The 12,064-nt window shown below is 69.7% G+C and carries 13 protein-coding genes; 6 read left to right on the forward strand and 7 right to left on the reverse strand.

Features of this window, described 5'->3' with window-relative positions; translation table 11 throughout:
- Positions 1 to 14: 14 nt before the first annotated feature.
- Genes rplW through rpsJ form a run of 4 tightly spaced genes read right to left on the reverse strand, consistent with a single transcriptional unit; the run spans position 15 to position 1,947 of the window.
- Positions 15 to 317: a 50S ribosomal protein L23 gene (gene rplW, locus BN976_RS09350; RefSeq protein WP_036370110.1), complete on the reverse strand. Its 303-nt coding sequence runs from the start codon at positions 315 to 317 to the stop codon at positions 15 to 17.
- Positions 317 to 970, reverse strand: a complete 654-nt coding sequence (rplD, locus tag BN976_RS09355) for a 50S ribosomal protein L4 (RefSeq protein WP_036370112.1) — start codon at positions 968 to 970, stop codon at positions 317 to 319. Before rplD ends, rplW begins: the two co-directional genes overlap by 1 nt.
- On the reverse strand, positions 970 to 1,623 hold the full coding sequence (gene rplC, locus BN976_RS09360) for a 50S ribosomal protein L3 (protein WP_036370114.1): 654 nt from the start codon (positions 1,621 to 1,623) through the stop codon (positions 970 to 972). Before rplC ends, rplD begins: the two co-directional genes overlap by 1 nt.
- Before the next feature lie 18 nt (positions 1,624 to 1,641).
- Positions 1,642 to 1,947: a 30S ribosomal protein S10 gene (gene rpsJ / locus BN976_RS09365; RefSeq protein ID WP_003883485.1), complete on the reverse strand. Its 306-nt coding sequence runs from the start codon at positions 1,945 to 1,947 to the stop codon at positions 1,642 to 1,644.
- Between the two features lie 443 nt (positions 1,948 to 2,390).
- On the opposite strand from rpsJ, the gene BN976_RS09370 reads away from it, so the two are divergent.
- Genes BN976_RS09370 through BN976_RS09385 form a run of 4 tightly spaced genes read left to right on the forward strand, consistent with a single transcriptional unit; the run spans position 2,391 to position 5,317 of the window.
- Entirely contained in the window at positions 2,391 to 3,461 is a 1,071-nt protein-coding gene (locus BN976_RS09370; RefSeq protein ID WP_051558373.1) for an NAD(P)H-dependent amine dehydrogenase family protein, read from the forward strand.
- Positions 3,461 to 3,928, forward strand: a complete 468-nt coding sequence (locus tag BN976_RS09375; protein WP_036370116.1) for a VOC family protein — start codon at positions 3,461 to 3,463, stop codon at positions 3,926 to 3,928. Before BN976_RS09370 ends, BN976_RS09375 begins: the two co-directional genes overlap by 1 nt.
- Positions 3,915 to 4,706 carry an SDR family NAD(P)-dependent oxidoreductase gene (locus BN976_RS09380; protein WP_036370118.1) on the forward strand — a complete coding sequence of 264 codons (792 nt, stop codon included), beginning with the start codon at positions 3,915 to 3,917 and terminating at the stop codon, positions 4,704 to 4,706. The genes BN976_RS09375 and BN976_RS09380 overlap by 14 nt, the downstream gene beginning before the upstream one ends.
- Positions 4,703 to 5,317: a TetR family transcriptional regulator gene (locus BN976_RS09385; protein WP_036370120.1), complete on the forward strand. Its 615-nt coding sequence runs from the start codon at positions 4,703 to 4,705 to the stop codon at positions 5,315 to 5,317. The genes BN976_RS09380 and BN976_RS09385 overlap by 4 nt, the downstream gene beginning before the upstream one ends.
- Here BN976_RS09385 and BN976_RS09390 read toward each other — a convergent pair.
- Positions 5,314 to 6,945, reverse strand: coding sequence for a carboxylesterase/lipase family protein (locus BN976_RS09390; protein ID WP_409366015.1), 1,632 nt, complete (start codon positions 6,943 to 6,945; stop codon positions 5,314 to 5,316). The two genes, BN976_RS09385 and BN976_RS09390, sit on opposite strands and share 4 nt — an antisense overlap.
- 136 nt (positions 6,946 to 7,081) lie before the next feature.
- Here BN976_RS09390 and BN976_RS09395 point away from each other — a divergent pair, with 136 nt between their 5' ends.
- Positions 7,082 to 8,332, forward strand: coding sequence for a cytochrome P450 (locus tag BN976_RS09395; RefSeq protein ID WP_036370122.1), 1,251 nt, complete (start codon positions 7,082 to 7,084; stop codon positions 8,330 to 8,332).
- On the opposite strand, the gene BN976_RS09400 is transcribed toward BN976_RS09395, so the two are convergent.
- Positions 8,298 to 8,957, reverse strand: a complete 660-nt coding sequence (locus tag BN976_RS09400) for a TetR/AcrR family transcriptional regulator (protein WP_036370124.1) — start codon at positions 8,955 to 8,957, stop codon at positions 8,298 to 8,300. The two genes, BN976_RS09395 and BN976_RS09400, sit on opposite strands and share 35 nt — an antisense overlap.
- An 87-nt stretch (positions 8,958 to 9,044) precedes the next feature.
- Between BN976_RS09400 and BN976_RS09405 the strand changes: the two genes are divergently transcribed.
- Positions 9,045 to 10,622 carry an MFS transporter gene (locus BN976_RS09405; protein ID WP_036370126.1) on the forward strand — a complete coding sequence of 526 codons (1,578 nt, stop codon included), beginning with the start codon at positions 9,045 to 9,047 and terminating at the stop codon, positions 10,620 to 10,622.
- A 14-nt stretch (positions 10,623 to 10,636) separates the two neighbouring features.
- Here the strand turns inward: BN976_RS09405 and mftG are convergent, their stop codons facing one another.
- Positions 10,637 to 12,061 (reverse strand): mycofactocin dehydrogenase MftG, encoded by a 1,425-nt coding sequence (gene mftG, locus BN976_RS09410; protein WP_036370128.1) that lies wholly within the window; start codon positions 12,059 to 12,061, stop codon positions 10,637 to 10,639.
- Positions 12,062 to 12,064: the final 3 nt, after the last annotated feature.

Raw genomic sequence — 12,064 nt, forward strand, 5'->3', positions numbered from 1 at the left:
TTCCTTGTGGCCGGCTACGCCGGTGCTCCGAAGAGGTCGATCGGCTTGCTGCCGGGGGCCAGGGTCACGATCGCGCGCTTGGTGCTCTTGCGCTGGCCGTAACCGGTGCGGGTGCGCTTGCGCTTGCCCTGCCGGTTGGCGGTGTTCACCGAGTCGACCTTCACCTTGAAGATCTTCTCGATGGCGATCTTGATCTGCGTCTTGTTCGAGTCCGGGTGGACGATGAACGTGTAGACGTTGTCCTCGATCAGCCCGTACGACTTCTCCGAGATGACCGGAGCCAGGATGATGTCGCGGGGGTCGGTCACGGTAGCCATCAGGCGGACACCTCCTGCTTCGCCTTGGAAGCGTGCTCGATGTAGGCGTTGAGAGCCTCCACGCTGAACACCACGTCGTCGGCATTGAGCACGTCGTAGGTGTTGAGCTGATCGGGCGAGATCACATGCACACCAGGCAGGTTGCGCACGCTCTTGGCACCCACCTCGTCGCTGCGGCCGATCACGACCAGCACCTTCTTGTTCCCGGTCAGCGTGCCCAGGAACGCCTTGGCGCTCTTGGTCGACGGGGTCTGCCCGGTGACCAGCTCGGTGACGGCGTGGATGCGCTCGTTGCGCGCCCGGTCGGACAACGCACCGCGCAGCGCGGCGGCGATCATCTTCTTCGGGGTGCGCTGGCTGTAGTCACGCGGCTGCGGGCCGTGGACGGTGCCACCACCGGTGAACTGCGGCGCGCGGGTCGAGCCCTGACGGGCGCGGCCGGTGCCCTTCTGCCGGTACGGCTTCTTGCCGCCGCCGGAGACCATCGCGCGGGTCTTGGTCGCGTGAGTGCCCTGGCGCTTGGCGGCCAACTGGGCCGTCACCACCTGGTGCATCAGTGCGACGTTGGCTTCCACGTCGAACAGCTCGGCGGGCAACTCGACGCTGCCGTCCTTCGCTCCGCCCGGGGTATGGACGTCAATCTTGATAGTCATTACTTCTCACCTCGTTTGACCGCGGTGCGAACCATCACCAGGCCGCCGGTGCGGCCGGGGACCGCACCCTTGATCAGCAGCACGCCGTTCTCGGCATCGACCTTGTGCACCAACAGGTTCTGCGTGGTGATGCGGTCGTTGCCCATCCGGCCCGACATCCGGGTGCCCTTGAAGACGCGGCCCGGGGTGGCGCAGCCACCGATCGAACCGGGCCGGCGGTGCACCGCCTGGGCGCCGTGGCTGGCGCCCTGGCCGCGGAAGCCGTGCCGCTTCATGGTGCCGGCGTAGCCCTTGCCCTTGCTGGTGCCGGTGACGTCGACGTAGGTGCCGTCGGCGAAGATCTCCGCCGTCAGCTCCTGGCCGACCTCGTACTCGGCGGCCGCGGCCTCGTCGTCGAGACGCAGCTCGGCGAGGTGGCGGCGCGGGTTGACCCCGGCGGCGGCGAACTGACCGGTGACCGGCTTGTTCACCTTGCGCGGGCTGATCTCGCCGTAGGCCAGCTGCACCGCGCTGTAGCCGTCACGCTCGGGCGTGCGGATGCGGGTCACCACGTTGGGGCCGGCCTTGACGACCGTCACCGGGACCACGCGATTGTTCTCGTCGAAGACCTGGGTCATGCCCAGCTTCGTACCCAAGATTCCTTTACGTGCCATTGTTCGTCGACTCCCCTACTACTGGATGTTCACGTCGACGCTGGCCGGCAGATCGATGCGCATGAGCGCGTCGACCGTCTTGGGCGTCGGGTCGAGGATGTCGATGAGCCGCTTGTGAGTACGCATCTCGAAGTGCTCCCGCGAGTCCTTGTACTTATGCGGTGAGCGGATGACGCAGTACACGTTCTTCTCCGTCGGCAGCGGCACCGGGCCGACCACACTGGCGCCGGTTCGGGTGACCGTCTCCACGATCTTGCGCGCCGAGGCATCAATGGCCTCATGGTCGTAGGCCTTGAGCCTGATGCGGATCTTCTGTCCCGCCACGCTTCTCCTACCTTCACTCCTGCTTGGTCCCCGCAAGGGGACACGGTGGTTTGCGAAACGCCCGAAAGCGTCACGCTGGCTGTCGCCGCCGCTCTTTACCTGTCCTGGTGCACCGGCCCCCGCGGTCGGGTGTGTCGCCCTCACGCAGCCTCGCAGGCGCGGCGAAAACCGTCGCTCTCCGAGGTTGGGACCGGACGCGCCCGTTCGGGCGCCGGTCGTACACCTTGGGCGGAACACTCCCGACAGGGGGCGAACCCGGCTCAAGGCAACCCGAACAGTATGCCCTAGATCGGACCAGCAGCCAAATCCCTGCACTGCCTGCTCAGCGCGGGTGCGGCGCCGGCCACGACTGTGGGCCGTACGCACGGAAAACCGCCCAAATCAGTACACAACGCCCACGGTCGCGCCGCTACTGGTGACAGTCACTGCCACAACGGCATAGCATGCCGCTCATGTATCGAGTCATCCAGTGGGCCACCGGTGGCGTCGGCAAGGCCGCGATCCAGGGCGTGCTTCGCCACCCCGACCTCGAACTCGTCGGCTGCTGGGTGCACAGCGCCGACAAGAACGGCCGCGACGTCGGCGAGCTCATCGGCCAGGACCCGATCGGAGTTACGGCGAGCACCGACGTCGACGAGCTGCTGGCACTCGACGCCGACTGCGTCATGTACTCCCCCCTGCTGCCCGACGACCAGGTCGTCATGCGGATCCTGCGCTCGGGCAAGAACGTCGTGACACCGGTCGGCTGGGTGTACCCCGACCGGGACAACCCGGCGGTGCGGGCCATCGAGGACGCCGCCCTGGCCGGCGGGGTCACCCTGCACGGTTCGGGCATCCACCCCGGCGGCATCACCGAGCGTTTCCCGCTGATGATCTCGTCGCTGTCCTCGGCGATCACCCACGTGCGCGCCGAGGAGTTCTCCGACATCCGCACCTACAACGCCCCGCTGGTGGTGCGCGAGGTGATGGGCTTCGGCCTGACCCCCGAGCAGGCGATGAGCGGTCCGATCGCCGCCCTGCTCGAGGCCGGCTTCAAGCAGTCGGTGCGGATGGTCGCCGACCAGTTGGGCTTCCGGGCCGAGCCGCGGATCCGGTCCACCCAGGAGGTCGCGGTGGCGGTCACCGGCACCGACGAACTCGTCGTCCCGATGGAGGCCGGCACGGTCGCCGCGCGCCGGTTCCGCTGGCAGGCGATCGTCGACGACGAGCCGGTGGTCACCGCGGCGGTCAACTGGCTGATGTGCGAGGTGGAGCTGGATCCGCCGTGGACGCTGGGTCCGGACGGCGAGCGGTTCGAGGTTGAGATCACCGGCGACCCGGATGTCTCGCTGACGTTCAAGGGGCTGCAGCCGGAGTCGGTCGCCGAAGGCCTCGAACGCAACCCCGGTGTGGTGGCCACCGCCAACCACTGCGTCAGCGCCATTCCCTACGTCTGCGAGGCAGGGCCGGGCATCAAGACCTATGTCGACCTACCGCTGATCGCCGGCCGGGCCGCCCCCGGCCTCGCTTCCTGATGGCAGCACTCGCCGACCTCCGGTTCTCACATCTGGTCGTGGGGGTTACCGACATGGACCGGGCGCTGGACTTCTACCGGGGGTTGCTCGGCATGGACGTGGTGTTCGACCAGAGCATGTCGGGCCAGCCGTTCGACCACGCGCTCGGCGGCTCCGACGGTCATCGGGGCCGGGTGGTGGGCGGGCTTGTCGGCGGCGTGATGCTCGAGCTCCTCTCGCTGGGCGGCCAGAGCCGTCGGGCGACCCGCTCGATCGTCGGCAACCAGAACATCTCGCTGTCGGTGGCCGACCTCGACGAGACCTACCGGCAGGTGCAGGCGGCCGGCCGCGAACCCGACCAGGCACCCTTCGAGATCGCCGGGGTACGGATGTTCTTCGTCAAGGACCCCGACGGCACCGCCGTGGAGTTCATCGAATTCCCGGGCGCGGCAAGAACATCGGAGGAACTGCACCGTGGCAACCAGTGAGCGCTCGACCTACTGGCACCCGACGTCGCTGAGCGGGCGGCGCACGATCGTGACCGGCGCGGCCCAGGGCGTGGGCCGCGGCGTCACCACCGCACTGCTCGAACGCGGCGCTTCGGTACTGCTGGTCGACCGTAACCCGGCGGTGGCCGAGGTGGCGGAAAGCTTTGCGACGCAGGGACACCGCGCCGAGCACCTGGTCGCCGACCTGCGCGACCACTCCAGCTACCGGTGGATCGTCGACACCGCGGTGCAGCGGTTCGGCGGCCTGGACGCACTGGTCAACAACGCCGTCGCCACCAACGAGCCCAAGCGGTTCACCGACATCACCGACGACGACTTCGATCTGGTCTTCGACACCGGGCCGCGGGCGACCTTCTTCCTGATGCAAGCCGCCTACCCGGTCCTGAAGGCCGGCGGTGGCGGCTCGATCGTCAACTTCGGCTCGGGCAGCGGGACCGGCGGGCAGGTCGCGTTCGGTGCGTATGCGGGTGCCAAGGAGGCCATCCGCGGCCTGTCCAAGGTCGCCGCACTGGAATGGGGCGCCGACAACATCCGGGTGAACGTGGTCTGCCCGTTCGCCAATTCCGATGGTGTGCAGGGCTGGAGCGAGGCGTTCCCGGAGACGTTCCGCAACGTCCTCAAGGGCAACCCGATGCACCGCATCGGCGACACCCATGACGACATCGGTGCGACGGTGGCCTTCCTGCTCAGCGACGACGCCTCCTATCTCAACGCCCAGACCATCCACATCGACGGCGGGATGGGATCGTTCCGGTGAGCGACTCCCCGGCCGAACGGCCGCCGAGTCTGCGCGACCGCCAGCGGGCCGCGGTGCGCGCCGAGATCCGCGCGGCGGCCTACCGGCTTTTCGCCACAAGGGGATTCGCCAACGTCACCACCGAGGACATCGCCGCCGAGGCCGCGATCTCGCCCAGGACGTTCTTCCGGCATATGGCCACCAAGGAGGAACTGCTGCTGGCAGCCGTCCAGCGGGGCGGGGCGGCCATCGCCGCTCTGCTGGAGCGCCGTCCGGACAGCGAACCGCCCGATGTCGCACTGGCCGCGGCGATCGTGGGCCGGGTCGAGTCCTTCGGCGACGTCGACCTGGAGAGTTGGCGCAGCGCGATCCTGACCGCACCGGAGTTGCTCGACCGCGTCTCGCTGCTCGCACCCGCCGACCGCGACCGACTGGTGGAGCTCACGGCGGCCCGGATGGGCGCCGACCCGGCGGAGGACGACAGGCCCGGATTGTTGGTCCAGTTGTCCTTTGCCGCAGCGGATTTCGCGTTCCAACGGTGGGTGCGCGACCCTGGACCGGTGCACCGGCCGCTGGCTCTCGACGTCGCCGGGGCGCTGGCGTTCGTCGCCGATGGGCGGTGGCGGTCCTAGCGCGTTCCGGTCAGCGTGGCCCAGAACGCGCACTGGTGACGCGCGGCGTAGTCGGTGGTGATGGTGGGATCCCCGGTCTGCAGCGACAGCCGTGGTCCGGTCGAGCCGCCGGCGTCGAGCCTCGGCCACCGCGGCTCCCCCTCGGCGTCGGGAACACCGTTGCGCACGAACCCGGTCCAGTAGGCGATCATCTGGTCGGACAGCCGGCGCTGGGCCGGATTCAACGGCGGCGCTCCACCGATGTCGAACAGGTAGCGCAGCTCCAGTCCGTGGCTGGCGCCGACCGGGAACGGCAACTGGAGGAACGGATCGGGCGCCGGGGCGGTGCGGTCGTTGAACTCGTAGGAGTACACCGGCCCGGTGTGCACCAGACCGTTCGCCATTCTGTCTGCGGGACAGGCGAATTCACCATCGGTCACGGCCGCCGAGTAGGCCAGGCCGGCACTGCCGCCGTAATTCTGCAGCGGGTAGTGCGCACCCACAGCCGCGGCGTCGACGCCGAAGGTGTCGGCGAGCAGTTCCGGGTAGGGCGGCAAGCCGTCGTGCTGGAGGTACTCGATGCCGGTGAACAAGGTGAACTCGTCGGTGTTGGTGCCGATCAGCACCGGCACCCGCGGGACGCGGTTGAGCGCGATCGCCGTCATCGGGTCCGCGGGCAGCCGGTCGGTTCCGGTGACCGGGCCGGTGAGCTTGTCGGCGCCGAACCCGACGTAGAACGGCGGCTTCTGGAGTCGGTCGGCGGGCAGCGCCCGCAGACACGCGGCGGCGGTGGCCTCCTGCGCGCAGCCCACACCGGCGGCGTAGTCGCGGCTGACCCGCTGCGCCGTCGGCAGGTCGGCCTGGGTCTGGCACGGCCCGCTCTGCAGGATGGCCGCGTGGAACAGCCCGGCCGACTCCGGGGCGACGAGGTGGTCGCACACCGACATGGCGCCGGCCGACTCCCCCGCGATGGTCACCTTGTCCGGATCGCCGCCGAAGTTTCCGACGTTGTCGCGAACCCAGCGCAGCGCCGCCTGCTGGTCGGCCAGCCCGTAGTTGCCGACGTCGCCGCCGCGACCCAGCGCTGGATGCGCCAGGAAGCCGAGCGTCCCCAGCCGGTAGTTCACGGTGACGACGACGATGTCGCCCTGGGTGACCAGCCAGCGCGCGTCGTAGATGTCGGCGCTGCCGTTGAGGAACCCCCCGCCGTGGATCCACACCATGACCGGACGGGGGTGCGCCGAGCTCGCGCCGTCGGGCGTCCAGACGTTGAGGTTCAGGCAGTCCTCGCCGGTGGGGCGACCGTAGTCGGGATCGGTGCGGGTGTCCTGGGGGCAGCGCAGGCCGGGTCGGGTGGCGTCGCGCACGCCGGGCCACGACGCACGCGGCGCCGGGGGCGCCCAGCGCAGCGGGCCCACCGGCGGCGCCGCGTAGGGGATGCCGTCGAACACGCGGTATCCCGGGGCGACGACACCGCGCACCGCGCCCGAGGCGGTCTGCACCACCGCGGGCTGGGGGCCTTCTGCGGTCGGGAGCGCCGACGGGGACCGGCCGCCGCCGTGCGCACAGCCCGCGATCACCAGCACGCTCGCGAGCAGGGCGGTCACCGCCCCGAGCAGTCGGCGAGTCGATCGGCGCGGCACGGAAATCGAGCCTACGCGGCAACGCGGGTAAGGCCTTCCGACCCCAATTGACGCAAAGGGGTTCCGCTAGTGGCGAAGATCACCCACACTGCTAACCTGACACCCGTCAAGTTCTGCGTCACAGTGATCGAGGAGACCCCGTATGACCACCCGGATCATGGACCCGGCAGCTCGCGTTCTGGCTGATCCGCAGGCCTTCACCGACGAGCAGCACCTCTATGGGGCGCTGGCTCACCTGCGCAAGCACGCTCCGGTGTCCTGGGTCGAGGTCGACGAGTACCGGCCGTTCTGGGCGATCACCAAGCACGCCGACATCATGGACATCGAGCGACAGAACGATCTGTTCACGAACTTCCCCCGCCCGCTGCTGGCCATCGCCGAGGCCGACGACGCACTGCTGCGCGACCTGGAGGCCGGGACCGGCCTGCGCACGCTGATCCACATGGACGACCCGCACCACCGAGACGTCCGCAAGATCGGCGCCGACTGGTTCAAGCCGTCGGCGCTGAAGATGCTCAAGGCCCGCTGCGACGAGTTGGCCAAGATCTGGGTCGACAAGATGGCCGAGAAGGGCCCCGAACTCGACTTCATGACCGAGATCGCGGTCAACTACCCGCTGTACGTGATCCTCACCCTGCTGGGTCTGCCGGAGTCCGACTTCCCCCGGATGCTCAAGCTGACCCAGGAGATGTTCGGCGGCAACGACGAGGAGTTCCAGCGCGGCGGCGACGTCGAGGACATGCTCGCGGTGCTGATGGACTTCTTCAACTACTTCTCGGCGCTGACCCAGTCCCGCCGCGAGCACCCGACCGACGACCTGTCCTCGGCGATCGCGAACGCGAAGATCAACGGGGAACCGTTGTCCGACATGGACACCCTGTCCTACTACGTGATCACCGCCAGCGCCGGGCATGACACCACCAGCGCCGCCATCGCCGGCGGCCTGCGCGCGCTGCTCGATCATCCCGACCAGCTGACCCGGCTGCAGAACGACATGTCGCTGATGGGCACCGCGGTCGAGGAGATGATCCGCTGGGTGGTGCCGGTCAAGGAGTTCATGCGCACCGCGCAGGAGGACACCGAGGTCCGCGGCGTGAAGATCGCCAAGGGCGAGGCCGTCTACCTGGCCTACACCTCGGGTAACCGCGACGAGGACGTGTTCACCGATCCGGAGAAGTTCGACGTCGGCCGCGACCCGAACAAGCACCTGTCCTTCGGCTACGGCGTGCACTTCTGCCTTGGCGCCTCGCTGGCCCGGATGGAGCTCAACAGCTTCTTCACCGAGCTGATCCCGCGGATCAAGTCCATCGAACTGGCCGGCGAGCCCGAGTTGATGGCCACCACCTTCGTCGGCGGCCTCAAGCACCTGCCGATTCGGGTCGAGCTGAAATAGCCTGCCCTGCTTGGGGTTTGCGGTGGACGGCCAGGAAGCCGTCCACCGCCTTGCGGACACAGTCGCGGTAGTCGAAGTCGGTCAGCGTGCTGATCCGCCCCGTCACCACCGGGCCGATCAGCAGCATGATGGCCTGTGCCCGGTCGACGTCGCCGAGTTCGGCCTGCGCGTCGGGGCTGTCGAAGATCGCGTCGAAGGGCGCGCCGTACTGCGCGGCGACGCGTTCCCGCAGGGTGCGCACCTCGGGGCTGTCGGCGTCGTCGGCCGTGCCGGGAATGCGGTCCATGTCCGGTCCCAGCGCCAGCCAGTAGGTGGCCGTCAGCAGCACCGGCGTCTCGGCGATCAGGTCGGCCTGTGCCTGCACCAGGGCGACCAGGCGATCGCGCAATGAGCCGCCCTCCGGCGGCATCGGCGCGGGCGGGATGAGGCTGTTGAACGCCGCCGCCAGAAGATCGTTGCCGCTGGGGAAATGCCGGTAGAGGGTGGCCCGGGCGACATTGGCGCCGCGGGTGACCGCGTCGACGGTGACCGCACTGGGGCCGCCGGCGCGCAGCAGTGCCGTCGCCGCGTCGAGCAACCTGGCGCGCGAACGCGCCGGTCGCGGGTCGCTGCGCCGGTCCGCCATCGCCTCACCTTCCCGTGACGTTCCCCACGTTTCGGCCGGTTCCGAGACGGGCAGTCTCAAAAATCGACCGTACCGAAGGAGAGCGCCGTGGCCGACACCCTGATCCGGCCCGACAAGGGTACCGATTCCCGCCTGCGCGACGTCTCGGCTCGGCAGCGGGTCTGGACTCTGGTCGTGGCCTGTGTGGCCGTCGCGCTGGTCATCTGCTCGATGATCGCGCTGAATACCGCTCTCGGCGACATCGCGGTGGCCACCGCGGCCACCCAGACCCAGCTCACCTGGATCGTGGACGGCTACACGCTGACCCTGGCGTGTCTACTGCTGCCGGCGGGCGCGATCGGTGACCGTTACGGCCGACGCCGGGCACTGCTGATCGGCCTGGCGGTGTTCACGCTCGCCTCGGCCGCGCCCGTCTTCCTCGACGCACCCGTGCAGGTCATCGCCGCCCGCGCACTGGCCGGTGCCGGCGCGGCGTTCGTGATGCCTGCGACGCTCTCACTGTTGACGGTGGTCTACCCGAAGGAGCAACGCACCAAGGCGGTCGGGATCTGGGCGGCCGTGGCCGGCAGCGGCGCGGTGCTGGGGATGCTGGGTTCCGGTGCGTTGCTGAGCGTGTGGCAGTTTCAGTCGATCTTCTGGGCGCTGGCCGGCTCGGGACTGGTCATCTTCGTTCTGACCTGGACAGTCACCGACTCGCGCGACGCGGACGCTCCGCCGGTGGACTGGCCGGGTGCCGTGCTCATCGGCGCCGCCGTCGCGGTTCTGGTGTTCGGCATCATCGAGGCACCGAGTCGAGGCTGGTCGAGTCCGGTCGTGATCGGCTGCCTGCTCGGCGGTGTGGCGCTGACGGGGGTGTTCGGACGCGTCCAACTGCGCCGCCGGCACCCCCTGTTGGACGTAACCCTGTTCGCCAGGCCGGATTTCGCCACCGGGGCGGCCGCCATCGCGGTGCTGTTCCTGGCCAACTTCGGCTTCTTCTATCTCGTCATGCAGTACGCCCAACTGATTCTGGGCTATTCGGCGCTGCAGACCGCGCTGGCCTTCAGCCCGTTGGTGGCGCCGGTGGCGATCCTGTCGGGCCTGTCCTTCTGGTATCTGCCCCGCCTCGGTCTTCGTCTGGTGGTGTTCGTCGGATTGCTCTTGCTCGCAGCCGGATTCGGGTGCCTGTTGACGTTGCGGGTGGACTCGTCCTACCTCGACCTGGCCTGGCCGCTGCTGGTGCTGGCCACCGGTATCGGCCTGTGCACCGCCTCGACCACGTCGGCCATCATGAACGCCGCACCCGACGACAAGCAGGGCGTGGCATCGGCCGTCAACGACACGGTCCGGGAGGTGGGGGCGGCGCTGGGCATCGCGCTGGCCGGGTCGGTGCTGGCGGCCCGGTACACCGACCACCTCGACGGCCGGCTGGACTCCTTCCCGCCCGCCGTCCGCCAGGCCGCCTCCGACTCGCTGGCCCAGGCCCTGGCGGTGTCGGGTCGGCTGGGTGCGCAGGGCGGGCAACTGGCCGAGCTGAGCAAGGCGGCGTTCCTGCACGCGATGCAGGGGTCGATCACGGCGATGGCCGTCCTCGTCGCGGTGTCGGCGGTGCTGATCGGGATCTGGGCACCCGGTCGCGACGGCCGCCAGCTGCGGCTGGTCCGACGGCTCACCGGGAGCCGCTGAACGTCAGTTGACCGTCAGACCACGAACTCGGCGGCCCGGTGCCCGATCATCGCGATGGTGGCGTGCGGTCCCCGGCTGGTGATGCGCGGCAGGACCGAGCCGTCCACCACCCACAGCCCGTCGACACCGCGCACCCGGCACCGCGGGTCGACCACCGCATGCCGGTCGCCGTCGACCCCCATCGGGGCGGTGCCGCACAGGTGCTGGGAGGTCGACCACATCGGATCGCCGAGTTCGGTTGTGCTGCCGACGATCTCGGAGGCCAGCGCGCACCCGCGACGCAGGGTGGCGATGTCTTCGGGCGCGCTGTCGTAGCGGTGCTCGATCCGCGGCGGCGTCATCGGGTCGGCCGACGCCAGTGACACCCGGCCGTGCGACCGGGGTCTCATCAGCGCGACGCCGAGGTGCGGCCAGTCCGGCCTGCCGACGGCGGCGTCGCCGACCATGGAGATGAATCCACCTGTGTAGGGCCGGATTTCGAGGTCCTCGCTGACCAGCAGCACCTCCAGGACCGGACGGGCGGCCGCGACCGTCCAGGTGGTGGGCATCACCCACTCGGGGTGATCCCAGGTGCGTCGCCCGACCGGCAGGTCGGCGACCGGCGCGATACCCGCGGCGCGCAGGTCGTCGGCGGGTCCGATACCGGACAGCATCAGCAGGTGGGCCGATTCGATGGCGCCGGCTGAGAGCACGATGCGGTCGGCGGTCAGCACGGCCGGGCCGGCGGGCCCGCTGACGTCCACCCCGACGGCCCGGGAGCCGACGATCCGCACCCGGGCCACCCGGGTGTCGGTGCGCACCGTCAGATTGGGCCGGTCCAGGGCGCGCTCGAGGAAGGCCGCTCCGGGCCCGGTGCGGATGCCGTCGACGATGTTCGACGGGACGGCGCCGACCCCGGGGGGCGTGTTGTCGCCGACCGGTTCGGCATTGAGGTCGGGTAGCCAGCCGAATCCGGCCGCACGGGCGGCGTCGACGAATGCCGCGGTGCTGCCGACGAATTCATGGGTGCGGCGAATCCGGATGGGGCCGCCGTCGTGCTGGTCGGGGAAGTCCAGGTCGGTCTCGATGGCGCGGTAGTGGGCAGCGACCTCCGGCCATGACCAGCCCGGCATCGCGGGATCCTCGAAGTCCTCGGGCAGTGCGCGGCAGAAGTAGCCGCCGTTGACCGCCCCGGAGCCGCCCACCGTGGCGCCCCGGACGATGTCGGCCGGCTGCTCGGTGGCGCCGGTCAGCGCGGTGCGGTAGCGCCGGGCCACCGGGCTCGCCGACCCGATCGGCAGTTGCAGGCCGTTGGCGGTCAGCGCCCGCACCCCCGGGTCGGATGGGCCGGGGCCGGCCTCGACCACGGTCACCGTGCAGGCGGGATCGGCCGAGAGTCGTTCGGCGAGCACGGATCCGGCGCTGCCCGCGCCGACGATCAGGACGTCACTGTGTGCGATGGG

Source organism: Mycolicibacterium austroafricanum (assembly GCF_000612725.1).
Classification (GTDB): domain Bacteria; phylum Actinomycetota; class Actinomycetes; order Mycobacteriales; family Mycobacteriaceae; genus Mycobacterium; species Mycobacterium austroafricanum.